The organism is Halorhabdus salina, assembly GCF_013839425.1.
Lineage (GTDB): Archaea > Halobacteriota > Halobacteria > Halobacteriales > Haloarculaceae > Halorhabdus > Halorhabdus salina.
Window position 1 is genome coordinate 40,343 of sequence record NZ_JACDNP010000008.1, and the last position, 23,857, is coordinate 64,199.

Consider the following 23,857-nt stretch of genomic DNA (forward strand, 5'->3'; position numbering starts at 1 on the left):
CATGCGCACCCGGTTGGTGGTGGGCTGTGGGGCACTCGGGACGACGCTGGTCGAAACCCTGAGCGAACGACCAGGGCGGGTCGTGGTCATCGTGCCAGGCGAGCGCGCCGAGACGCTCCGTGAACGACTGCCGTCCGTCGACGTGATGGTCGGCGATCCGACGGAGTCAAGCGTCTTCGAAACGGTCCCCGACGCCGACAGTGTGGTTGTCGCCGGGGACGATCCATCACGCAATCTACAGACAGCTACAGCCGCCGCCCAATCATTGCCAGACGCGTTTCTCCTGGCGTACACTGGCCGGGAACCACCAGCTGATGTCCGGCAATCACTGGCCGGTCTGGCCGATCGGCTCGTGGATCCTGGTACCGTCTTCGAGACGTTCCTGTCCGAACGTGTCGAGACCGGCGGGACGTCGATGCACGAGTTGCGGTCCGTCCTGACCGATATCGATGGCCCGCTCGCGGTTGTGATGCACGACAATCCGGATCCTGACGCCATCGCCAGCGCCGTCGCGCTTCAGCGTATCGCTGAATACGTGGGCTGTTCGGCTCAGGCGTGTTATTTTGGGTCGATCAATCACCAGGAGAACCGGGCGATGGTCAATCTCCTCGAGTACGACCTCCGCAACCTCGATGCCGAATCGGATCTCACCGAATTCGGTGGGTTCGCCTTGGTCGATCACGCTCGGCCCGGCGTCAACGATGGCCTGCCCGAGGACACCACAGTCGATGTGGTGATCGACCACCATCCGCCACGTGGTCCCGTCAGTGCTCGGTTCGCGGATCTCCGGAGCGATGCCGGCGCGACGAGTACGCTACTGGTCGATTATTCTCGCCGACTCGGGATCGAAATCGAGTCGGACGTGGCGACCGGGCTGTTGTTCGGTATCCGCGTCGATACCGACGAGTTCAGTCGGGAAGTCTCGGTCGCGGACTTCGAGGCTGGCGCCGAACTCCTTCCCAAGGCTGACCTAGGCGCGCTGGAACGTATCGAGAATCCGAGTGTCAGCTCCGACACGTTGGAGACGATCGCTGCGGCAATTAGGCGTCGGCAATCACACGGCTCGGTACTGTTGAGCGGCGTTGGGGCGATCAACGATCGCGACACGCTGGCACAGGCCGCCGATCGACTTCTCAACCTCGAGGACATCACGACGACGCTCGTGTACGGAATCCAAGAGGGGATCATCTATATTTCGGCACGGTCCCGCGGGACGGATCTCGATCTCGGCGAGACGCTTCGCGCTGCATTCGGCCAGATCGGGAGTGCCGGTGGCCACGCGGATATGGCGGGCGCACAGATCGAACTGGGGGTCCTGGAATCGATCGACGGAGACGATCCTTCTCTTCTGAATATTGTCGACAATCTCGTCGCCGATCAGTTTCTGAATGTTCTGGACCTGCATCCCTCGCAGGTTTCTCTTGGGACCTACGGGCAGAGCGACGAATCGACAGTCGATGTTCCCGAGAGCGATGGCTGGGTGACCAGCGAGACCGACCAGGATCGCCGCGATGGGGCCCCCGGTGACTGGCGTGACCGGGGTTCGACAGCTCGCAACGGCGAGTAGGCGACCCGAATTTCCGCGCGCTGGCGAGGGATTTTTCAACCGAGACACCATCAGTGACGACGATGGCCAGTGCTGATGATTCGCCGACTGTCGAGGAATACATGACCCACGAGGTCGCGACAGTCGCTCCGGACGAGACGGTAGGTGAGGTAGCACGTCGGATCGCCCAGAGTAGCGATCACAGCGGATTCCCGGTTTGTACCGGACGACACGTGCAGGGATTTGTGAGTGCAAGCGATCTCCTTCTCGCCGATGAGTCGGCCGCAATCGAGACGGTAATGTCGACCGATCTGATGGTCGGCCACCCCGAGATGGACGTCGACGACGCGGCCCGCGTCATTCTTCGATCGGGTATCCAACGCCTCCCGGTCGTTGACGACGACGGCGATCTGGTCGGGATTATCACGAACACCGACGTACTTCGGAGCCAGATCGAGCGGGCGACGCCCGGGAAGGTCGATGAGTTACGCGAGACGATCGAGGACGTTCACGACACCGAGACCGACCAGGAACGTCGCGTTGTCCCGCTGTCTCAACTCAGACCGACACAGACGAAAGTCTACGGAGACGAACTCGAAGGCCGGATGTACGAAATAGAGCGTGGATTGGCCGAACCACTCGTGGTTATCGACAACGCCGGTGACCTGTTGTTGGCAGATGGCCACCACCGGACCACCGCTGCTGCCGAACTCGGCACCGAGGAAATGGACGCCTACGTGATCGCCATTGAGGAATCGGTTGATCTGGAGATGGCCAAGACCGCCAAGGAGGAAGGCCTGACGTCTATCGAGGACATCTCGATTGTCGACTACGCCCGCCACCCGCTCGTCGAACAGACCGAACGGTATCAGGACGAGGAGTGACGCTCCTGGGCGTTTCGTCTGGGCTACTGCGACTCGGGTCAGGTCGTGGAGTTCTCGATTCTGGGCGTACTTTCGTTCTGTAACTGCTAGCCCGGTCCCGGATACCAGGTAATGTCGCCGCTTTGCGGACGCTCATGTAGTCGAACGTGCAGGTCACTGTCGTGAGTTACTAATGAACGATAGTGATGAATTGGGGTTAGAAGCAAGGCTATCGGATCGGGACTATCACCGACCGCCGCCACAGTTCGTTGGACAGGCAAATATCAGTGATCCAGCTGTCTACGACAGCTTCGAGGATTTCCCTGCCGGGTTTGAGGCATATGCCGACCTGCTGACGTGGGAAACGCGGTGGGACGAGACGTTCGACGGGAGCGACCCCCCCTTCTTCGAGTGGTTCTCCGGCGGGTCGCTGAACGCGTCGGTGAACTGCATCGATCGACACCTCGCCGACCGGAAGAACCAGGCCGCACTGATTTGGGAGGGCGAAGGCGGCGAACAACGGACCGTGACGTACCAGGATCTCCACCGGCGGGTCAACGAAGTTTCGGCGACCCTGCGGGAGGTCGGTGTGTCCGAAGACGATGTCGTCACGCTCCATCTTCCGATGGTGCCGGCACTGCCGATTACCATGCTCGCGTGTGCCCGGATCGGGGCCGTCCACTCAGTGGTGTTCGCCGGCTTCTCGGCGAACGCCTTGGCCGACCGGCTGGCCGACGCCGACAGCGACGTACTCGTGACGATCGACGGCTACTATCGCCGTGGGGAGTGGCTCGATCACAAGGCCAAGGCGGACACGGCACTTGCGGATCCGGATACCGATGTCGAGACGGCTCTGCTGTGGTCTCGTCACGATGACCTCAACGCGGAGATCGAACTCACCGGCGAGGACCCCTACGTGCTGGTCGACGACGTCCTCGCAGAGAAGGAGGGTGCCCACGTCGAACCGGTTGCCCGGGACGCCGAAGATCCACTGTTCCTGATGTATACCTCAGGAACGACGGGCAAGCCCAAGGGCTGTCAACACCGGACTGGTGGCTACCTGGCTTACGCCGCGGGCACCTCGAAATACGTGCTGGACATCAAGCCGACGGACACCTACTGGTGTGCCGCAGACATCGGGTGGATCACCGGGCACTCCTACATCGTCTATGGCCCGCTGGCACTCGGGACGACCAGCGTCATGTACGAAGGCACCCCTGATCATCCCGATCGATCACGCATCTGGGAGATCGCCGAACGCTACGACGTCGACATCTTCCACACCTCACCGACGGCGATCCGACAGTTCATGAAGTGGGGCAGTGAACATCTCGCCGGCCACGACTTCGACTTCCGGCACCTCACGACCGTCGGCGAACCGATCCAGCCAGAAGCCTGGGAGTGGTACTACGAGCACGTCGGCGACGGCGACGCGGTCGTCGTCGACACGTGGTGGCAGACCGAGACCGGTGGCCATTTGATCACGAATCTGCCGGCCCTCGCCGACATGAAGCCGGGCAGTGCGGGCCGTCCATGCCCGGGCATCCAGCCCGCGCTCTACGAGGACGACGGCACACGAATTAAATCTGAGAGTGGTCGGGCCGGGAACCTGGTGATCGAGCGCCCCTGGCCGGGGATGCTCCAGACGGTCTACGGCGACGATGAGCGCTTCATCGCCGAGTACTGGCAGCGGTTCTCGGATACTGACAGTGACGATTGGCGCGATTGGGTCTACGAAACCGGCGATGGCGCGGTCCACGGCCAGGACGGCTATTACCGGATTCTCGGCCGACTCGACGATGTGATGAACGTTTCCGGCCACCGCCTCGGGACGATGGAACTCGAAAGTGCCGTCGCGGAAGTCCAGTCTGTCGCCGAGGCCGCTGTCGTCGCTCGCGAGGATGCCGAGCGCGGCCATGTTCCCGATGTCTACGTCGTCCTCCGGGACGGCGTCGAGCAGAGCGAGGACGTCCGCAAACAGGTCATCGCGTCCGTCGAAGACCAGATCGGTGCCTTTGCCCGCCCCGATCGCGTCCTGTTCGTCTCGGATCTGCCAAAAACTCGCTCGGGGAAGATCATGCGACGTGTGCTGGAGAACATCTCCAACAGCGAGGACCTCGGCGACACGACGACGCTTCGGGACCCAACTGTCCCCGAGCAGATCCGGAAACAGGTCCAGACTGGCGGGGAACCGCCACGAACCTAGCCCGATTGGCTAGCCTCACTCGCCCCCGGGTTCGTGCGTGTCGAACCGTGCGGCGACGTACGCGACGGCACCTAAGAGGACGCCGATAGCGATACCAACCGTGATCATTCCGTAGGCGGCCATGCCCAGCGGAGACGCGGGGAGTTGCACCACCCCGAAGAGGACCGGATCGACAATGTCTGGTCGCGTTGCCCCGAGGATCGCGCCCATCAGTCCGGCGATGGCGATCACCACGAGGTAGACGACCAGCACGACCCGGCGGCCCCTGTTGACAGTCCTGACTGACACACACTCGCTACGTGCCGGAGCCGATTAGGCTTTTCACGTGCCGACCGAAGAGCTGGTATGGAAGAGAAAGAACTCCTGCTGGCAGCACTGGTCGCGATCGCGCTGATGATGGGGATCGCCGCGTTCGTCCTCGTTATCGGGTAACAAAATCCGGCAGTATCGACTCGCTTACGCCTCGGTGTCGCCAGGCTGTGGACTGTCAGTTGCTTCGTGCTTCTCGCCGCCGTCAGTGACGGTCTGCTGTTCGCCCCCATCGGCCGCAGTCAGCCGGTCGGCGTGCCAGCCGAACTCACGGGTGAACAGGCCGGACTGCTTGAGATCCCAGGGGTCGGTGTCGGTCACCTTCGGGGCGTCGAGCCATGAGGAGACGACGTTCCAGACGAAGATCACCTGGCCGACGAGGAGGATCACCGCGCCGACGGTCGCAGCCTGGTGGAGCAGTGTTTGGGCCTCGAGTGGGCCGACTGTGACCATATCGTAGCTCGCGTAGCGGCGCGGCATCTCCATGTAGCCGAGCAACAGCATCGCGAAGAAGGTCACGTTGGTGCCGATCATCGACAGCCAGAAGTGCCACTTTGCCAAGGTCCGCTGGTACATCTTCCCGGTGAAGATGGGGAACCAGTAGTAGATGCCCGCGAAGACGGCAAAGGCGATCGCCCCCATGACGATGTAGTGGAAGTGCCCGACGACGTAGTAGGTATCCGTCAGGATCAAATCAATGGGGATGGCAGCCAGGAAGACGCCGGTGACGCCACCGATGATGAAGTTCGAGATGAACCCGATCGAGAACAGCATCGGTGCTGCCAGTCGAATCCGGCCGTTCCACATCGTCGTGATCCAGTTGAACGTCTTCACGGCGCTCGGTATCGCGATAGCTAAGGACACCGCCATGAACGAGGCTCGCAGGCGTGGGTCGATCCCGGTCGCGAACATGTGGTGGGCCCAGACGCCAAAGGAGAGCACGCCGATGGCAAGCGTCGAGTAGACAACGAACTTGAACCCGAACAGTTTCCGGCCTGAAAAGCGCGGAATGATGTAACTGATCAGTCCCATCGGCGGGAGGACGAGGATGTACACCTCCGGATGGCCGAAGAACCAGAACAGGTGTTGCCAGAGGATCGGGCCGCCGCCTTCTCCGACCGCGTAGAACAGCGTCCCGAGGTTCCGATCGAGCAACAGCATGACGATCGCACTGCCAAGCAGCGGGAACGCGAAGAGGATCAGTCCCGATTGGGTGAGCATCGTCCAGGAGAAGATATCCAGATTCGCCCAGTTGACGTCCTCTCCCCGTTCGGTGAAGATTGTCACGATGAAGTTGATCGCCCCCATCGTCGCCGAGACGCCGGTCAGGTGCAACCCCAGTAGCATCAGGTCCGCGCCGACGTGGGCTTGTTCGACCGACAGCGGCGTGTACATCGTCCAGCTGGTCTGTGCGGGCGCGATTCCAGGGACGAGGAAACCACCCCAGATGAGGAGCGCACCAGGGGGCAACAACCAGAATGCGATGGCGTTGATCCGCGGGAAGGCCATGTCGTCGGCCCCGATCAACAGCGGCACGAAGTAGTTCCCGAAGGCAGCGATGATCGGCGTCCCGAACAAAAACAGCATCGTGATGCCATGACTCGTCAGCAACGCGTTGTAGAATTGTGCGCTGACCACGTCTGAGGCCGGCGTAATCAGTTCGAACCGCATGACCATCACCATCAGTCCGCCGATCGCCAGCGCGAGGAGTGCAAAGACGCCGTAGAGAATCCCGATGTCCTTGTGATCGACGGTCGTGAGCCACCTGATCACGCCCGAGGGCTTCTCGCGGTGGCCGTACCCGGTGTCCTCGCCGACGGCGACGGCGCTGCCACCGGCCAGGGGTGTATACTGCCGCCAGTCCTCGATGCGCGTGAGGAGTGCAGCGACCCCGACCAGGACGAGCCCCATCAGCACCGTCAGCGCGAGCTGCTGTCCTGCCATACTCGTCAGTCAGCGTGGGCCGTACAAAAAGTGTGTGTTGGCGGCACCATTCCCTTATGTAGTCGTCCCCTGCTATTGGGGGCTTTTTATGTACTGGCTCGGCATAATAGAAATACTTTAGTTGGAGGATTCGCCGTCACCACACTACAGTCCGTCACTCCCGTGTTTCGGGTAGTACGCCCGGGGGCTCCTCCGGTTCGCCGTCGCGTTCAGCGTTGGCGATCGCTCGGCCGGAATAGTACGTCAGGACCGTGAGCAGGACGATCATCGTGCCGACGATCGCCAGTTGCAGGCCGGAGGCGACGGTGTTCCACCCGAAGGGGCTGGCGACGATGAACGCGACGAAGAAGAACACGAGAATGCCTAACGGAATGATATTGACGGTCAGATCGAGTAGGGTTTCGTGATCGAGCGGACCGATTTCCATGGTCGGTCGTTCGGCAGTACGGATAAATAGGCTGTTGGAACCGGAAATCGGGCCGCGCCGGAAGCGCGCTCAATCGGTTCGGTTACTCCAGGAGGAAGCCAGTGACGCCGACGGCGACGAGAATCGCGCCGCTTCCGACGATTGCGAGGCCACGCCCGACGATGCCGTTCGGGTCGGTCACGACAGAGAGGGCGTCCAGGGTGGCCGGGTCGACCTGGCTTGCCACCAGTGCGACGCCAAGGAGGCCGAATGCAATGCCGAGGCCGGCAAGGGGACGCCAGACACTACTCGCGTAGCCCGATTCGACGAGAATACCGGCGACACTCCCACCCAGCAACAGCAGGCCGCCGACGGCGACCGCGAAGTACCCGACGAAGATGCCCAGTTCCGCGAGTGCGAACCCGAGCGCGATGAACACCGGCCAGGGGCTCGCGCGGCGAAAATCCCCCGTCACCTTCGCCTGTTCACTCATGGCTACGTCTTGGCTTGCCGACCGGAAAGGTCCGTCGGAGGCGGCCGGTCTGTCGGGGACCGTACAGCACGCGGGCGCAAAGTATATGGCCCGCATGGGACTTGTTCGTCACAATGACCACACAAGCCATCGAGCGAGTCGAGCAGTGGGAGACGCGCTCGTTCGAGGGAGGCTATCGTGGGCTCCAGACGCTTGCTGACCGGGAGTTCTCCGGCGTCGTTCGCGCCACCGGTGGCACGCTCTGTATGCTCAACGGCACTGTTGTCGGCATCGTCGGTGGGACCATCGACGATTTCGAAGACGCCGACGGGACCGCCTACGCTTCTCCGACGCCCGCGCTCTCCCTGCTGATCGTCATGCAAGCGCGCAGCGACGAGGTTCGAGCGAAGTATTACACCGAGGATACACCGCTGTCGAAGGTCGATTCGACGCTTTCGGACGGCGGATTCACGGGCTTCATCCAACTGTCCGAAAACGTTCTCAGCGGGGATTACTACATCGTCTATCACGGCGGCCGATCGATGAGCGTCGCCTTCGTCGGCGAGAGTTCCCAGCTCCTCGTCGAAGACGAAGCCTTCCAGCGGGCCGACGACGAAGTCGGGATCTACGAGGTCCGGCCGGTCGATATCGAACCGATCGAGATTCCCGAGCCGGAGACTCAGTCCGAGTCCACGGGTGGGGCTGCTGCCGGGTCGTCGGACGCATCGGCGACCGATCCCGAGGAAGTGTCTGATCCTGTCTCCAGTGAGACTGACGCCGAGGCGGCCAACGATACCGCACCCAACGATTCCGACGCGATACCGGCTGATCAGGAATCATCAGCACAGACCCCAACCGACGAGACAGCGACGCCGTCGACAGTCGGGGAACCCAATACCAGTGCTGAGCAGCCCGAATCCGACGTATCAGATGGGGATGTCTCGACCGAACCAGCTCCGGCGGACGAATCGACCAGTGAATCGAGTGTCGAGCCGACGGCCGAGACGAGAGCGGACTCGAACGCTGAGGCGAGTACGGAACCAACTGCACATGCCAGTGAGTCGCCGTCGAACGAACCGGCCCCTACCGAGACATCGGCGGCGGAATCATCCACGACGGACACGAACTCCGAATCGACGACGCCTGCCGGAGCGGCCACCCAAGAGCGTGTCGACCGGGCGGACCGACATGCCCAATCACCCACAGAGTCCGCCGAATCGACGCGACATCCGGGGGAAGACGACACGGACACACCGACAGCGGGGGGAACGACGGCTGATCGCCCGTCGGAGGCTCGCGAACAATCGGCGGACCCGACCACCGAGGGGCCTACTTCGTCCGGCCAGTCGTCGACGGCCGATCAGCGACGCGAGACTGGGACAAATGGAGTCGACCGCCCGGCCGAGCGATCTTCGTCCCGTCCAGGGGAATCGCCATCGTCTGGAGGCCCTGTCGAATTGGAAACGCGAACGCTTCCCTCACTGGATCCGGAACGCTCTTGGAACGGGGACAAGCGCGAACGCCAGCCCGAGGTCCCGACTGGTGAGTCAGCCAAACCACTGTCCTCCAGCGAGCCCGACCAAGCGAGTGAACGCTCTTCGACTGCCCAGAGCGACGTCACCGATACGGGCCACTCCACGGACACAGCCCCGACTGCCCAGCCAGAGAACCAGCGACGTAACGCGCAAGTCGCCCCATCCAGTGACCCCGAACCAGCCTCCGAACCGGAGCCCGAACCACAGGTGGATGCCGAGACGGTCGCGACGCTCCGGGAGACCATCGAGGACCGTGAACACCGCATCGAAACCCTCGAATCGAATCTCGAAACGGCTCGACGAGAACGTGACGAACTCGAAACCGAGCGTGATGACCTGCAGGCAGAACTCGAGCGATTGGAGGGGGAACTGTCTGACCTCCGTGATGAACGGGAGATGCTGAAATCCCGACTGGATGCTCATGACGACGCCGACGCCGATACCCCTGAACGACGACTCGGACAGCAGGAGGCCTTAGATGGGACCGACCTGTTCGTCAGATACGCCTCGAAGGGGGAGCCGACGCTGAAATCAGCCTACGAGAACGGCGCGACCCGGGCAGACGTCAACCAAAATCTCGACGTCGAATCTCATACCCAATTCGAGTCGGAGGGGACGGTTGTTTCCGGAGAGTCCTTCGAGACGCACCTGCACAGTACCGTCGAGCACCGCTACGTCTCCTGGATCGTGCGGCAACTGCTCTTCGAGATCCGCGATACAGGCCATCAAGACGCGCTTGCAGACCTCTACGACGCGCTCCCCCGGATCGATCGGATCGAACTCAACGGCACGATATCTGTCGAATATACAGAAGACGGTCAGACGAAACGCTCACAGGAGTCCTTCGACGTGGTATTGCGCGATCGGATGGGAAACCCGCTGGTCGTCGCAAACATCAACGATTCTCGACAGGCGGCCACCGAGGACCAGATGTCCTCGCTGGTCACGGCCGCTACTCGCATCGGCGAATCGAACGCGAGCCTCGCCGCTGCGATGTTCGTCACGTCGAGTTTCTTCGAACCCGGTGCCTTGGAGACGGCCGCCGATGCGACTGGCGGTGGCCTCCTGAGCCGGGACAAGCGGGAGAGTTACGTCAAGATTTCCCGAAAACAGGGCTTTCATCTCTGTCTGGTCGAAGCACGCGAAGAACAGTTCCACATGGCTGTCCCCGAACTGTGACTTAACGGGTAGAAACGACCCGATTAACTCTCGACTTCGGCTGCGTCGTCGATCTTCATGCCTTCCAGCTTTTCGATGGTCTGGTCGACTTTCTCGTCGAGATCGTCGACGAACTCCTGGGTCTGTTCGGTTGTGATTGCACCCTGGCTGGACGGCTCGATGAGGTTCTCCTCTTCGAGAACGCGAAGCGAGTACCGTACCTTGTGATGGGGATATCCCGTCTCGTTGGACATCTTCACGATGCCAATCGGTTCGTTCTCGATGACCATCCGCAGAACCTGCAGATGTCGCTCCAGCATGTCCACTTCTTTCTCAAGCCTATCTATCATGGCACATGTTAACTTGTGTTCGGAGGTTTTAAAGGTTGTTGTCCGTCTACGAAAATTTCCTCGCGTCACGTAGAGTGGCCGGGAGTATAATCCTTGTGATAGAGTCACTATCAGAGGTACGGGACCGAAATCGGTTTATCGGGAGGGAAAAAACCCGGAGTTAATGACTGTCACGATCGTCGGGTCGCAGTTAGGAGATGAAGGGAAGGGTCGAGTTGTCGACCTTTACAGCGACGGAGCCGACGTAGTCGTCCGCTATCAGGGCGGGGACAACGCCGGCCACACCGTGTGTCACGCCGGCGAGGAGTACAAACTTTCACTCGTTCCAAGTGGCGCGATCCGGGGTAAAGTGGGCGTTCTCGGCAACGGCTGTGTCATCAATCCACGGACGTTGTTCGACGAACTCGAAATGCTCGCCGATCGTGGCCTCGACCCGGACGTTCGGGTCGCCGAGCGGGCACACGTGATTATGCCGTTCCATCGCGTCCTCGACGGGATCGAGGAAGACGTCAAAAGCGAGGACGACCAGGAAGTCGGGACGACCGGCCGCGGCATCGGACCGACCTACGAGGACAAAGCTGGGCGACGCGGGGTTCGGGTCGGCGATCTGCTCGATCCCGCGGTACTCAAAGAGCGCCTGGAATACGTCGTCCCACAAAAACGGGCGGTCGTCGAGGACGTCTACGGCCTCGATCCCGACGGCTTCGAGGAGTACCCCAACGCCTTCGACATCGACGCACTGTTCGAGGAGTTCAGCGAATACGGCCGCCGCATCGAACGTGCGGGTATGGCCGTCAACGCTGGCGCGTATCTCAGTGACGCCCACGAGTCGGGCGAGGCCCTCATGCTCGAAGGGGCCCAAGGGACGATTATCGACATCGATCACGGCAACTACCCCTTCGTTACCTCCTCGAATCCGACCGCTGGCGGGGCGACGGTCGGAACCGGTCTATCGCCGGGCGTCATCGGCGACGGTGAGGTCATCGGGATCGTCAAAGCCTATCTCTCACGGGTCGGTAGCGGTCCGTTGCCGACGGAACTTGGGGGCGTCGTCGGTGACACGCCCGGCTACGACGAGCAGGGCGACGGCGAAAACGAAGATATGGCGACGTACATTCGCGAGGCCGGCGACGAATACGGGACCGTGACTGGCCGTCCGCGCCGGGTCGGCTGGCTCGATCTGCCGATGTTGCGTCACTCGACTAGAGCAAGCGGGTTCACCGGGCTGGCGATCAACCACATCGACACGCTCGCCGGCTTGGACGAACTGCAGGTCGCGACTGCCTACGAACTCGATGGCGAACGACTGGAGACGATTCCGCCAACCACCGAACGGTGGGCGGACTGTGAGCCCGTCTACCGGACCTTCGAGGGCTGGGAGAACCAGGAGTGGGCGGACATCGTCGAGGACGGCTACGATGCGCTGCCCGAGAACGCTCGCGCCTATCTGGAGTTCATCAGCGACGATCTCGACGTCCCGATTTACGCGATCGGTGTCGGCCCCTCGCGTGAAGACACGATCGTTCGCCAGCACCCGTACTAAGTGGGCTCGATACCTGCGTTTTGCTTTCTTCTGACGGTTCGTGGATTGGGGCGTCAGTGAGATCTGTTGCGCCATTGCTGGTCCGGTGATACGTGGCTGTCCCGTTCCAGTCGTCACGTCGAGCGGCACGCTTTTGGCTCGCGGGAGCCAGACATGTGGTATGCAGGAAGAGCTGTTAGACATCATCTGCTGTCCGCTGGACAAACAGGACCTCGAACTCGACGTCGCAGAACGCGAGGACGGCGATATCGTCGCCGGCACGTTGACCTGTAGCGAGTGTGGCGAGGCCTATCCTATCGAAGACGGTATCCCGAACCTCCTCCCGCCGGACATGCGGGAAGATGCTCCGGCCTGAAGCTTTTTCAACAGTCCCTGCGGATTGTCACGTGTGGCCGATCCGCTGGTAGTCCACGTCAACCGTGAGCAACTCCACGAGTTAGCGGTGCCCGCGTCCTACGAGACGACTGGCACGTTCGATGTCCGACTGGTCAATCACGGGGAAGCCTCACACGTCCATTTACGCCTCGACGATGCCCTCTCTGACATCGCGAGACTCGACGCGAACAATCACTACGTCGATGAGAACCACGAACGCTTCGTGACTGTTTCCGTCCGAGACGGTGTTGCCCAACGAGGGAAACTCAAGGTCGTTAGCGGGTACGGGGCGACGACGAGATACGTCGATATTATCCTCACTGAACCCGACGAGCCGAACGGATCAGTCACGGTCGACGAGTCGTTGGCCCACCCCCAGCCCACTGAGACAGAGCCCACAGACAGTGTCTTCGAAGCGGACCCAACACTCCCAGTGATTGGTCTGGCCGGTGTGGCGCTGGTGCTCGCCCTCGCTGTCGCCGTCCTCGTCAAGCAGTTTGTCGTCGCGCTGGGTGCGCTTGCCGTCTTGCTCGGTGTGCTCGTGGCCGGATACGTTCTCGTCGCCGAGTGACTGTCCTCAGTCCGACGTGTCTTCTTCGCTGCCGTGGGTCCGATCAGTTTCCTGGAAGGCTGGCGATTCCACGTCCCCGAACCGCTTGGCTCGAAGATACCGCGCTCGATAGCGATTGGCTCCGTCTCCGAGGTCGGCTTCACGGATCTCGTCGACCCGACCGTCGGCGACAGCGTCGACGATTGCTTCGAGCTGGTCGCGTTCGCTGGGTGTGAGTTCGATCTCGTAGGTCCGCGTCGCTTCGTCTTCGAGGCTCGTCCACTCCTTGGCGGCGGCGACGAACAGCGAACACGGCTCTCGGCAGGGGAACGGTCCGTCGCCTCGCGGCACGTCGAGGGGCTCGTCCGCAGTTTCGTCCCACTCCCGGCGCTTGAGACACTGTGAGTCGACACAACAGGCGTCGGCGGCCCACTCGAGGGCTTCGGATGGGAGTTCCGAGACCGACCGGTATCGGCCAGTCTGGCGCTCGGCGGCCTCGCGGTAGTGGGTCACGTCCAGCGTCCCCTCGCGCTCCCGAAACCAGTTCTCGATCGTGGCCGGATAGAATTCGCTCACGACCGAGAGCACTTCGTCGGGGCCGAGGTCGGGGAACAGCCAGCCGGAACGCAACGTCGGCGCGGTCTTCAGCGGTCGATAGCGATCACGGTCGTCGTGTCTGGCGATCGTCTCTGCGTCGTTCGGACCCCCGTGGACCTGAAGGTCACCGGCGGGAACATCCCGGTCGTCGACGTGGCGAAGCTCGTATCGACGCCGCCCCCCCTCGGACAGTCTCGCTGTAAGCAACAGTTGCCCCCAGGTCCGGGTCACGCCGGTTTCGAGGGCGTCGTAGCGTTCCGGGACCGCTGATGGTTCGCCGTCGTTCGCCCGTTCGAGCCACCGGAGGAACGCCCGAAAAGCCGGCCGCTGGGGGGCGGTCTCGTGCCAGTAAACCCAGTTCCTGACGTAGGGAACGAACGGCTCGGGTAGGTCGTCGAGACGTCTGTCGTCGACAGTCGTTGTCGAGTCCTCGACGGCGACTTGGAGCGTTTCACCGTCCAGACTGGCCGACAGTCCGTCGTACTCGACGCCTGCGGCTGCCGCCTCGCGAAGGGCCTCGACCGGCTCGCGGTCCATATGCGTCTGTAGATTCTCGGCGGATAAAACGCTCCGCCACCGGCAGGTCACGTCAGGGATGCAACGACGCGGCTCTCGTCCGATTTCGTGTGTCACCCTCTCAGGCCGATCGAACTGGGGCGTCACCCGCTCGTAGACGGTCGAGACTGTCGCCGACAGTGGCACCGGCGTCGGCTGCCCGCTCGGCGACGACCTCCGCGAGCAACGGCTCCGTTCCGACGGCACCGGCATACCAGATCCGGTGGCCCTCGACCGTCGCTGGCGTCTCCCACCCCTCGCGGTAATCCTCGGTCAGCCCCATGTCCTCCGGAATGTCCTCCTGGGTGTGGTACCCGTCGGCGATGAACAGGGGCACGACAACTACGTCGGTACTGGTGAAATAGTCTGTCACGTCGTCGACCTCCGGTTCCTCGTCCATGAAGAGGGCCTGTACTTCATCGAAGCGGCCACGAGCACGGATCCGATCGGCGTGATACGTCACGGCTTTTGCGGAGTTCTCGTTGCGTTCGGTGCCGTGCCCGACCACGGCGAGGCCAACCCCATCGCCGACGTCGGGGTCGCCCGTGACTGACTCCGCGCGCCGGACGATGACGTCGCTCATCGCGTCGTGGGTCCCCACGGGGCCACAGTAGTGGACCGTCTGGCCGGTGTCTTCGGCCGAGAGCGTGGCGGTGACGGCGCTGGTCCCATTCGAATCCCAGCCGGTCCAGCCCTCAAGACGGAACTCCCGGGGGATCACCTGCTCGGTGAAATACCCCTCGCTGATGAACAGCGGCACCAGATAGACCTCATCGCTGGGGACGGTCCGGAGGGCCTCCCGGAAGTGGGGTTCTTCCTTCCAGAACGCCGTTTGGACGGTGTCGAACGCGCCGGTCGCGCGGATGCGGCGGGCGTGCTCGTGAGCCGGCCGGCTCGACTCGGGATTGAGGTGGGAGCCGTGGGCGGCGATCACCAGCGCTGACATGGCCAGGCGTTGGCCGAGGACGGCCTTAGCCGTTGGCCTACTGGGGATTTATGCGACTACCGGCCCCACCCAGCGGTATGACACTCGCAGAGCAGGCCCGGGAGGCTGTCCGGGCCCGGCCGTTCATCCACGAGGCGTTACGGGCCGGAGTGATCAACTACTCCGCGGCCGCTCGGCTGCTTGACGTCGGCGAGGTGGACGCCGTTGCCGCCGCCCTCCGCCGGTACGGCGAGGAACTTCCAGCACGCGACGAATCGGCCCGGTCGGCGCGGGTCACGATGCAGAGTGGGGTTGGCCGTGTTGGGGATCCTGCTGAAGGCCTCCTGGTGGTCGGCGATGGGGCGTTCGCTCCGGGAGAAGGGTCCCTGACGGCAGTCCTGGTCGCCGGGGATGTCGACCCGTGGCTGTTGACTCGCGCCCTCGCTCGGCTGGACGCCGAAGACGTCAGCGTGACGGCGGCAGGTGTCGCGGACGAATCGCTCGTTGTACTCGTCGAACGTCGGGACGGTCCCCGGACGGTCCAGTTCCTCGAAGGGCTGGTGTAAGGGTCCCAGCAGACAGCACTGCCGGAGGCGCGGGGGGCTCGACTGCCCGCCACTGACGTGATTCGTCACCCGATCCGACGGATTGAAACGCTCGCCGCCGAACCTTCAGCCAATGACCCTTCGTGTGACGAACACGCTTTCGGGCGAAAAAGAGGGCTTCGAGCCACGCGATTCCGACTCCGTCCTGCTGTATTACTGTGGCCTGACGACCTCCGATCCGCCCCATCTGGGCCACGCCCGTGGGTGGGTCCACGTCGACGTTATGCACCGCTGGCTCGACTGGCTTGGATACGACGTCCACCACGTCGAGAACTTCACCGACGTCAACGAGAAGATCGTCGCCCGCGTCGGCGAGGTCGGCGACAGCGAGGCTGACGTGGCCCGCAACTACATTCAGGACGTCATTCGGGACATGCGATCGCTGAACCTCAAGCGGGCCGACGTTTATCCCCGGGTCTCAGAGCACGTCCCCGAGATCATCGACCTCGTCGAGACGCTGATTGACCGGGGCTACGCCTACGAAGCCAACGGCTCGGTGTACTTCGACGTCACTGAGTTCGAGAAGTACGGCGACCTCTCGAACCAGACCGTCGAGGAGCTGGACGCCCAGGGCGATCCCGAGGAGCGCGGCGAGAAACGCCACCCGCAGGACTTCGCGCTCTGGAAGGCTGACGGCGTCGCTCCCGCGGACATCGCCGAGCACCGCCATGACGGGGCTGCACCAGCCGAATCGGCCTGCGAGACCGCCCAGACCTGGGACTCGCCGTGGGGCGAAGGGCGACCGGGCTGGCACGTCGAGTGCTCGGCGATGAGCATGACCCATCTCGATGAGACGCTTGATATTCACGTCGGCGGCCAGGACCTCGTCTTCCCCCATCACGAGAACGAGGTCGCCCAGAGCGAGGCGGCGACCGGCCAACAGTTCGCCAACTACTGGCTACACGTTGGCCTGCTGGAAACGAAAGCGGAGAAGATGTCCTCCTCGCTTGGCAACTTCGCCACGGTCGAGGAGGCCATCGCCGAGCACGGCCTCGGCGTCGTTCGGACCTTCCTGCTGTCGACGGCCTATCACAGCCGGGCGACCTACAGCGAGGGAACGATGGCCGAAGCCGCCGATCGCTTCGAGACGCTCCGGCGGGGCTACGAGCGCGCCGTCGAGGCCGCCGACAGCGTCGACGCGGGGACGAAGGTCGAGGATGACGACCTGCGGGAAGCCGTCGAGGCCGTCCGCGAGGACGTCCCCCGAGCGATGAACGACGACTTCAACACTCGCGAGGCGCTGGCCGCGCTGCTGGAGTTGACGAACGCGGTCAACCGCCACGTCGACGGCCACGACACCTACGACTACCGGGGTCTTCGAGGGGCGATCGAGGCCTTCGAGGAGTTCGGCGTCGACGTGCTCGGGTTGCCGCTGGCGGAAGATGAGGGCGACGGCGGTGACGTCCGTTTGGCCGAGGATCTCGTGGAACTCGTGCTGGACGTTCGGGAGAGTGAACGTGAGGCTGGCAACTACGAGCGCGCCGACGACCTTCGAGACGAACTCGCCGCGCTGGGCGTCGAGGTCCAGGACAGTGACGACGGGCCGACGTATCGACTGCCCTGAAAAGTCTGCACTGGCGTCTTTCGTCGCCGATCAGGATCCCAACCGCGCGAGTCTTTCGACACCTCAACGACGATTGGCAAGTCCCTCTCCCTGGTGTGGATCGCCACAGCGTCGAGCAGTCAAATACACCATCGTCCGCAGTACACTTTTCAAAAGTCTCCGAGTAGCCCCCACACATGGACAAGTACATCGGCCTCGACTGGGCCGGAAAGGGGTGGTTCGGCGTCGTCCTGTACGACACTGACTGGGAGACCGACTTCTTCCCGACGATCTGGAGCGTCTGGAAGCGCCATAGCGACGCGACGCGGATCTTCATCGACATCCCGATCGGCCTCCCGTCGAGCGGGCGTCGAGCCTGCGACGTCGAAGCCAAGGGAACCCTCGGCCAGCGGGGCTCCAGCGTCTTCTATACACCTGTCCGGCAGGCGGTCTATCAGCAAAATCTCGCCGCCGCCAAGGAGACCAACGAGGCGGCCGGCTACAGTATCCAGAACCAGGCGTGGGCGATCGTCCCGCGCATTCGGGAGGTCGACGAGTTCATCGACATGAACCCGGGTGCCAGGGATCGCCTCGTCGAGACCCACCCCGAACTCTGTTTCTACGCACTCAACGGTCACAGTACGGTCCCACCGAAGACAACGACCGAGGGAATCGATCGGCGACGGGCACTCCTCGCCGAGGAGTACCCCGCGGCGACGACAATCTACGAGGACAGTTGCGAGCGCTACCTCGAACCCGACTACGCGCCGCTGGCCGGCGGCGAGGACGACGTGCTGGACGCGATGGTCGCAGCACTCGCGGCCCGCCGCCCCGACGACGAGTTGTCCCGACTCCCCACCGATTCGGAACCCCCGCGTGACGCCCGCGGCCTCCCGATGCAGATCGTGTATCCGGGCGACGTGAATCAAACGCGGTTACCTTCGATCGCCGAAAACCACAGCGAGTGATCGTGAACCCGGTCAAGCGAGGGCGGCCGTCCCCACTCACCTGACGATCGTCACTGGAACGGTTACTTTGTCGATGACGCTCTTAGCGACGCTTCCGACGACCTGTTGGCGTTCCTCGGAGAGACCCCGGTGCCCGACGTAGATCGTGTCGGCCTCGGTCTCCCGGGCGCGGTCGGCGATCTCGGCGGCCGGTCGGCCGGTCAGCAGTTCCGTCTGAATGGCGAGGCCGTCCGCCGAATCCTCGACAGTTCGGGCTGCCAGTTGCCGAGCGTCTTCGAGGAGCTGGTTGGCGTGTTCGGTAGCTTTGCTCCCGCCCGGAAGGATGATCTCGCCGTTTTTCAACTCTGGATCGGGCTGAAGGACGTGCAAGATCTCCAGGGTCGCGTCGAATGCGAGTGCGTGTTGGGATGCGAACCGGACAGCTTCGTTGGACTCTTCGGAGCCATCCGTGCCGACGAGATATCGCATATCCGGACGTTGGCTGCCGCTGAAAAAAGTCTATTCCCGCGAATCGGCTGTTTTCGTTGCCGGCACGATGGTAGCGTTCGGCCACATGTGCGTCGCCGTAACGCTATTACCGTCACTCTTGGATACTTTTAACCCGCTCTGCTGAGAGGGTGCTCATGGAATATGAACTTCGAGTACACGCACCGACCGTCCTACACGCATCTCATCGTTGAACTGGAGCACGGAGAGTCGATCATGGCCGAACCCGGGGCCATGGTCGGCCACTCCCCGACGATATCCGTCGAGACAGAATCGAGCGGTGACGGAATTCTGGGCTCGGCAAAGGCGATGCTCGGCGGGGAGTCGGCGTTCGTGAACAACTTCGTCGCCGAGGACGGCCCCGGGCAGATCACCTTCGCACCGCCCTCGCCCGGTGACGTGATGGAACATCAACTCGAGGGGGAGACGCTCTACACTATCGATGGCGCGTTCCTCGCGGCGGAGGGGACCGTCGAGATCGATTCCGAACTCGGCGGCCTCAAATCCATGCTGGGCGAGGCATCGCTCACTCCACTCGCGCTGAAGGGGACCGGGTCGGCGTTCATCGACGCGTACGGCGGTCTCGAGCGGCTCGACCTCAGCCCTGGTGAGTCCTACGTCCTTGACAACGAACATCTCGTCGCCTGGGACGATACGATCGACTTCGAAACGCGGCGCGTCGGTGGCCTCAAGTCGACGCTGCTGAGCGGTGAAGGCGTCGTCTTCGAGTTCAGCGGCCCGGGGACGGCCTGGTACCAGACGCGGGACATGGATGCGCTGGTGTCGATACTCGCCCCGCGGATGCCGAGTGACAGCTGACGGGACCGCTCACACTATGCGTCCTGATCGGGTGCCTCTCCCTGCCACCAGCCCACTGTCGACCGATCGGAGTGGCGCTGGCAGCGTGTAACTGTCTCTCCACGGGGTATCGAATCCTGCCATCCACACGGGCGAACGCTTTTCTATCAGCCTGCCGAGACAGCGGGTATGCGTCTGCTAACTGTCGGGATCGTCTTTTCCGTACTCGGACTCGGCGCGTATCTCGCGGGCCTGTTCGTGGCCTATCCTGGCCGGTCATTCTCGCTGACTGGGGTGATGACCGGCCTGACGTTGCTGGCGATCGATCGCTCAACGGAGGGGGGAGTGTGATCGAGGCGCTTGCCTACGACGGCACCGGCGTCGAGTCCGAGTCGGACATCGACGCGGCGCGGTCGGCTGCTGGCACCACTTGGGTCCACGTCAGCGACGCGACGACCGCTGAGATCGACACTGTCGCCGACGCGTTCGATCTCCACGCGCTGGCAGTCGAAGACGTCACGAACAACGTCCGCGCGAAGGCGGAGGAATTCAGTGCGTACACGTTCGCCTTAGTGAAGACCGCCCGGCTGACTCGCGGCGAGACCACCTTCGAGGAGGAGATCGACGACGAACCGGTCGGTGTCTTCATCGGCGAGGACTGGCTGGTGACCGTCGCAACCGGGAGCGCCGACGTTATCGGGCGGGTACAGACGGCTGTTCGCCAGGGTGACGAGCGATTGCTCGAACGTGGACCGGACTTCACCGCCTATCGGGTCTTGGACGTCATCGTCGACGAGTACTTCGAGATCCTCGAACACCTCGAGACACAGATCGAAGCGATCGAGGACGAGGTCGTCGAATCCCCGGACGCCGACCTGCTCGAATCGATCAATAGCGTCCGGCGTGAACTGCTCTCCTTCAGGAAAGTCGTCTGGCCGGTTCGCGAAACGCTGGCCGTCCTCGCTCGTGGCGATGTCCAGGCGATACAGGGGGACACCGAGAAGTACTACCGCGACGTCTACGATCACCTGATCCAGTTGGTCGATCTCATCGAAACCTACCGCGATCTGGTCGTCGGCACGCGGGACATCTATCTCAACGCACTCAGCCAGTCCACCAACGAGGTGATGAAGGTGTTGACCGTCGTCGCGACGATCTTTATCCCGCTGACGTTCGTCGTCGGCGTCTATGGGATGAACTTCGCCGACAGTCCCTACAACATGCCCGAGCTGTCCTGGCAGTTCGGCTATCCAGCCGTCCTGCTCGGGATGGCCATCGTCGCGGGCCTGATGGTCATGTACTTCCGGCGACAGTCCTATCTCTGAGTTGTCCCGGTGTGGGTACGTCACGCTCAGACGCCCAGTATTAACGGGCCGAGCAACACGCCCATCAGCGAGACGCGCCGTGCGCCAAGGCGTGCCGGAATCAGTCCGATTGCGGTACTCACAACGAAGACAGCGACCCCGATTGGTCCGGCAAAGAGCCCCGAGAGGCCGACCAACACCCCGAGGACGGCAATCGAGAGGCGGGCGTGATTCAATCCCTGGACGGTCCGGAGATACCAGTCCCCGACAACGAGTACGAGTACGAAGCCGATCGCTGCCGCGATCAACACCGCAGCCAGCAGGAGCGGCCAGGCAAGCGGGGAACCGGATCGATCGAGTGCGACCAGGACGCCGGTGCGGGGATTTCCAAACGCGATCAGCGCACAGAGGGCAAACAATGTGTTCGAGGTGTTCACGCCGCTGGTGGTGACGACGAACCCGCGAGTGCCCTGGTTCGTTGGCGTACTCACCAGCGCAAGCGTCGCCGCGACGGCACTGGAGACGCCGGGGAGATAGCCCACAATTGCGCCTGAGACGGTCCCGAGGAAGGCGAGCCCGCCCACCGAGCGTTGTGTCGTCCGGACCGTCGGGTCGTCTTGCGGTGGGATCCCCGACCCGCGCATGGCGTCGAGTAACACCGGCGCGCCGAACAGCCCGGCGAACAGTGGGGCGAGCATACTGCCGACTGGTAAGACACCCGCCGCGGGGACGTCAAGCGTCAGGACGCCGAGAAGTGCGCTGACGGTGAACGAGAGCAGCGCGGCCCGTCTGGCGTGGGTCGTCGGTTCTGTGGCGATCACTGCCGCGGCAATCACCGTCAGGACGACCGGCAGATTCGCAGCGAGTGTGGGATAGATCCGTAACATAGCGAGCGTCACCGGAACCGCGAGCGGCAGTGCAAAGACGACCGCGAGCCCGCTGCCGAGTGCCGACAGCCGGAGCGCTTCGCGCCCACGACCGGCGAGTACCAGTCGGTGGCTCGGGAGCGCGCTTGCGGCCATCGCCGGGTCGGGGACGCCAAGGGCCAGTGCGGGCACGAAATCGAGGAACGTGTGGGTCACGCCCGCAGCGAGCATCGCCGCCCCGACCAGGCGCGGTGGAGCGGGAATGCTTGGGGCGACCGCTGCGAGCAACAGTGCGAAGTTGTTGGCGTGCAAGCCGGGCGTCAGCCCGCTGATCGTCCCGAGACAGATTCCACCGGCGATTGCGCCAACGGCGAGGAGTGTCGCTTCGGGGGCGAACGCGACTCTGACGCCGAGATCGAACACGAAGGCATTGGTTTCGTTGTCAGTCATAAAGTCGCGGCTCGAGCGGCGGGGACCGACCAAATGAAAAACTTCATTAACATAGTGGAAAAGAACATATACACATGGACCGGGACAAATGGGTGATGATCGGATTGTTCCTAACTGGAGTATCCCTCATTGGGGTTGGAGACACAATCATCGTCGACGTGGGCACCTGGATAAATCCAGGAACAGCCCTGTCGATCGCAGGTGGTGCCGTACTGGGGCTAGCTGGGATAATCGCGTTCCGGTGGCAGACAGGATCAGTCTCACGGCGGCGTGCGGGAGCGCTCGTCGGGAGTTTTCTCGTCGTCGGGGTCGGGAGTGTCGTCAGCTCGAGACTGATTGGCGGAGAAATCAACGAAGGATTCCCCCTCGTCTTCGTCATCGTGTTCATATACTGGCTCGATACCCTACAGTCAGAGACGCCAGGTCGGACTGAACGCATGGGCCTCCTGGGTCGGACTGACGAACGTATGCGCTTGTTGGCGTACAAGGCGGCCTACGGAGTGCTTGTCGCACTCATCGTCGTGGCAGGGCTGTGGCTCTGGCTGCGGGAGGTCGGTATCGTCGTCGTGTCGGCTGAGACAATGATCGCCGTCGTCGGCGCGATCGCGCTATTCGGCTGGCTCGGCGCGTATCGCTACCTACAGACGCACAATTGATGGGTGTGAAAGAATGCTCGATACCAAAAGAGTCGGTGTGATCGCCCTGTTCACACTGGCGATTGCACTCTTTGGCGGCGGCTACGCGATGGTGCTCGAATCTGGCGTCGAATATCTCCCGGGCGTCGGCCTGACGATCGCTGGGAGTTTCGTCCTCGGGTTGTCGTGGGTCGTCGAGTTCCGCCGCCGGAGTGGCCAGGTTTCGCGTCGTCGGACGCTGGCGCTCGTCGCTAGCTTCCTCGGCGTGGGTCTCGGGTCGGTCGCAATCACGCCGTTCGTCGGATCGGGTGACGTCGCCAATCTAGCGTTTCTGGTGGTTTTCATCCCCGCTATCGTCTACTGGATCCACAAACGGGAAACCGGGACGAAAGTGACCCGGACCGACGAACGGATGCGATTGCTGACGTACAAGTCGGCCTTCTGGATGCTTGCCATCATCGTCCTGGTGAGTGGGGGGCTCCTGTGGGCCGAACTACTTCTCTCCTACACGGTCTCCGCGAAAACGATACTGACGCTGAACATCGGGATCGGCCTGTTCGGCTGGTATGGCACGTATCTCTACGTCCAATCGCACAACTGAATGACAGAAGCATGGAAAACGATATCGAACTTCGACGGGTCAAGCACGATCTCACCCAGGAGGACCTGGCGGAAGCCCTCGACGTGACTCGCCAGACCATCGGCGCCATCGAACAGGGACGCTACGACCCTCGGCTCGAACTCGCTTTCGACCTCGCGGACTTTTTCGACACGACTGTTGATGAGTTGTTCTGGCGGGAAGACGATGGCGAAAATTGAGTGCCCGGACGCTGCGGTCGACAGGCGAAAGCGACTCGTTAAGTGAATC

Annotated in this window: 25 protein-coding genes; 16 read left to right on the plus strand and 9 right to left on the minus strand. The window is 62.7% G+C overall.

Annotated elements, in window-relative coordinates; genetic code table 11:
- Position 1 precedes the first annotated feature (1 nt).
- From HZR20_RS10885 to acs, 3 genes are all read left to right on the plus strand, one after another.
- Positions 2-1,567: a DHH family phosphoesterase gene (locus HZR20_RS10885; RefSeq protein ID WP_181686705.1), complete on the plus strand. Its 1,566-nt coding sequence runs from the start codon at positions 2-4 to the stop codon at positions 1,565-1,567.
- 62 nt (positions 1,568-1,629) lie between these two features.
- A complete protein-coding gene (locus HZR20_RS10890) occupies positions 1,630-2,430 on the plus strand; it encodes a CBS domain-containing ParB/RepB/Spo0J family partition protein (protein WP_181686713.1) in 801 nt (266 codons plus the stop codon).
- A gap of 172 nt (positions 2,431-2,602) precedes the next feature.
- Positions 2,603-4,615, plus strand: coding sequence for an acetate--CoA ligase (gene acs, locus HZR20_RS10895; protein WP_181686715.1), 2,013 nt, complete (start codon positions 2,603-2,605; stop codon positions 4,613-4,615).
- A 15-nt stretch (positions 4,616-4,630) separates the two neighbouring features.
- Here acs and HZR20_RS10900 read toward each other — a convergent pair whose 3' ends face one another.
- From HZR20_RS10900 to HZR20_RS10915, 4 genes are all read right to left on the minus strand, one after another.
- On the minus strand, positions 4,631-4,903 hold the full coding sequence (locus HZR20_RS10900) for a DUF7520 family protein (protein ID WP_181686717.1): 273 nt from the start codon (positions 4,901-4,903) through the stop codon (positions 4,631-4,633).
- Positions 4,904-5,071: 168 nt separating this feature from the next.
- Entirely contained in the window at positions 5,072-6,868 is a 1,797-nt protein-coding gene (locus HZR20_RS10905; protein ID WP_181686719.1) for a cytochrome c oxidase subunit I, read from the minus strand.
- Between the two features lie 154 nt (positions 6,869-7,022).
- Entirely contained in the window at positions 7,023-7,295 is a 273-nt protein-coding gene (locus HZR20_RS10910; protein WP_181686720.1) for a DUF6684 family protein, read from the minus strand.
- A gap of 82 nt (positions 7,296-7,377) precedes the next feature.
- On the minus strand, positions 7,378-7,767 hold the full coding sequence (locus tag HZR20_RS10915) for a DUF7541 family protein (protein WP_181686722.1): 390 nt from the start codon (positions 7,765-7,767) through the stop codon (positions 7,378-7,380).
- Between the two features lie 113 nt (positions 7,768-7,880).
- Between HZR20_RS10915 and HZR20_RS10920 the strand changes: the two genes are divergently transcribed.
- Positions 7,881-10,460, plus strand: coding sequence for a DUF7527 domain-containing protein (locus tag HZR20_RS10920; RefSeq protein ID WP_181686724.1), 2,580 nt, complete (start codon positions 7,881-7,883; stop codon positions 10,458-10,460).
- A gap of 23 nt (positions 10,461-10,483) precedes the next feature.
- Here HZR20_RS10920 and HZR20_RS10925 read toward each other — a convergent pair whose 3' ends face one another.
- Positions 10,484-10,789, minus strand: a complete 306-nt coding sequence (locus HZR20_RS10925; protein ID WP_181686726.1) for a hypothetical protein — start codon at positions 10,787-10,789, stop codon at positions 10,484-10,486.
- 163 nt (positions 10,790-10,952) lie between these two features.
- On the opposite strand from HZR20_RS10925, the gene HZR20_RS10930 reads away from it, so the two are divergent.
- From HZR20_RS10930 to HZR20_RS10940, 3 genes are all read left to right on the plus strand, one after another.
- Complete coding sequence (locus HZR20_RS10930) at positions 10,953-12,332, plus strand: adenylosuccinate synthase (protein ID WP_181686728.1); 1,380 nt, start codon at positions 10,953-10,955, stop codon at positions 12,330-12,332.
- Positions 12,333-12,492: 160 nt separating this feature from the next.
- Positions 12,493-12,687, plus strand: coding sequence for a methytransferase partner Trm112 (locus HZR20_RS10935; RefSeq protein ID WP_181686730.1), 195 nt, complete (start codon positions 12,493-12,495; stop codon positions 12,685-12,687).
- Between the two features lie 33 nt (positions 12,688-12,720).
- The gene (locus HZR20_RS10940) at positions 12,721-13,278 is read left to right on the plus strand and encodes a DUF7524 family protein (RefSeq protein ID WP_181686733.1); all 558 of its coding nucleotides are present in this window, start codon (positions 12,721-12,723) and stop codon (positions 13,276-13,278) included.
- Positions 13,279-13,284: 6 nt separating this feature from the next.
- Here HZR20_RS10940 and HZR20_RS10945 read toward each other — a convergent pair whose 3' ends face one another.
- Positions 13,285-14,391 carry a DR2241 family protein gene (locus HZR20_RS10945; protein WP_181686735.1) on the minus strand — a complete coding sequence of 369 codons (1,107 nt, stop codon included), beginning with the start codon at positions 14,389-14,391 and terminating at the stop codon, positions 13,285-13,287.
- A 100-nt stretch (positions 14,392-14,491) separates the two neighbouring features.
- Entirely contained in the window at positions 14,492-15,355 is an 864-nt protein-coding gene (locus tag HZR20_RS10950) for a CbiX/SirB N-terminal domain-containing protein (protein ID WP_181686737.1), read from the minus strand.
- A gap of 77 nt (positions 15,356-15,432) precedes the next feature.
- Between HZR20_RS10950 and HZR20_RS10955 the strand changes: the two genes are divergently transcribed.
- The 3 genes from HZR20_RS10955 (at position 15,433) to HZR20_RS10965 (ending at position 18,450) form a co-directional block, all read left to right on the plus strand.
- On the plus strand, positions 15,433-15,900 hold the full coding sequence (locus tag HZR20_RS10955) for a DUF7523 family protein (protein WP_181686739.1): 468 nt from the start codon (positions 15,433-15,435) through the stop codon (positions 15,898-15,900).
- A 112-nt stretch (positions 15,901-16,012) separates the two neighbouring features.
- Positions 16,013-17,503 carry a cysteine--tRNA ligase gene (gene cysS / locus HZR20_RS10960; protein WP_181686741.1) on the plus strand — a complete coding sequence of 497 codons (1,491 nt, stop codon included), beginning with the start codon at positions 16,013-16,015 and terminating at the stop codon, positions 17,501-17,503.
- A 176-nt stretch (positions 17,504-17,679) separates the two neighbouring features.
- On the plus strand, positions 17,680-18,450 hold the full coding sequence (locus HZR20_RS10965; protein ID WP_181686742.1) for a DUF429 domain-containing protein: 771 nt from the start codon (positions 17,680-17,682) through the stop codon (positions 18,448-18,450).
- Positions 18,451-18,486: 36 nt separating this feature from the next.
- Here the strand turns inward: HZR20_RS10965 and HZR20_RS10970 are convergent, their stop codons facing one another.
- Entirely contained in the window at positions 18,487-18,918 is a 432-nt protein-coding gene (locus tag HZR20_RS10970; protein WP_181686744.1) for a universal stress protein, read from the minus strand.
- A gap of 162 nt (positions 18,919-19,080) precedes the next feature.
- Between HZR20_RS10970 and HZR20_RS10975 the strand changes: the two genes are divergently transcribed.
- The 3 genes from HZR20_RS10975 (at position 19,081) to corA (ending at position 21,059) form a co-directional block, all read left to right on the plus strand.
- Positions 19,081-19,755, plus strand: a complete 675-nt coding sequence (locus tag HZR20_RS10975) for a TIGR00266 family protein (protein ID WP_181686746.1) — start codon at positions 19,081-19,083, stop codon at positions 19,753-19,755.
- A 168-nt stretch (positions 19,756-19,923) separates the two neighbouring features.
- Positions 19,924-20,085 (plus strand): hypothetical protein, encoded by a 162-nt coding sequence (locus HZR20_RS10980; protein WP_181686747.1) that lies wholly within the window; start codon positions 19,924-19,926, stop codon positions 20,083-20,085.
- On the plus strand, positions 20,082-21,059 hold the full coding sequence (gene corA, locus HZR20_RS10985; protein ID WP_181686749.1) for a magnesium/cobalt transporter CorA: 978 nt from the start codon (positions 20,082-20,084) through the stop codon (positions 21,057-21,059). Before HZR20_RS10980 ends, corA begins: the two co-directional genes overlap by 4 nt.
- Before the next feature lie 26 nt (positions 21,060-21,085).
- Here the strand turns inward: corA and HZR20_RS10990 are convergent, their stop codons facing one another.
- Positions 21,086-22,327 carry a tripartite tricarboxylate transporter permease gene (locus tag HZR20_RS10990; protein WP_374057595.1) on the minus strand — a complete coding sequence of 414 codons (1,242 nt, stop codon included), beginning with the start codon at positions 22,325-22,327 and terminating at the stop codon, positions 21,086-21,088.
- 101 nt (positions 22,328-22,428) lie between these two features.
- Between HZR20_RS10990 and HZR20_RS10995 the strand changes: the two genes are divergently transcribed.
- Genes HZR20_RS10995 through HZR20_RS11005 form a run of 3 tightly spaced genes read left to right on the plus strand, consistent with a single transcriptional unit; the run spans position 22,429 to position 23,808 of the window.
- Positions 22,429-23,010 (plus strand): hypothetical protein, encoded by a 582-nt coding sequence (locus HZR20_RS10995; RefSeq protein WP_181686754.1) that lies wholly within the window; start codon positions 22,429-22,431, stop codon positions 23,008-23,010.
- A gap of 13 nt (positions 23,011-23,023) precedes the next feature.
- Positions 23,024-23,590: a hypothetical protein gene (locus tag HZR20_RS11000; protein ID WP_181686755.1), complete on the plus strand. Its 567-nt coding sequence runs from the start codon at positions 23,024-23,026 to the stop codon at positions 23,588-23,590.
- A gap of 11 nt (positions 23,591-23,601) precedes the next feature.
- Positions 23,602-23,808: a helix-turn-helix transcriptional regulator gene (locus HZR20_RS11005; RefSeq protein ID WP_181686757.1), complete on the plus strand. Its 207-nt coding sequence runs from the start codon at positions 23,602-23,604 to the stop codon at positions 23,806-23,808.
- Positions 23,809-23,857 lie beyond the last annotated feature (49 nt).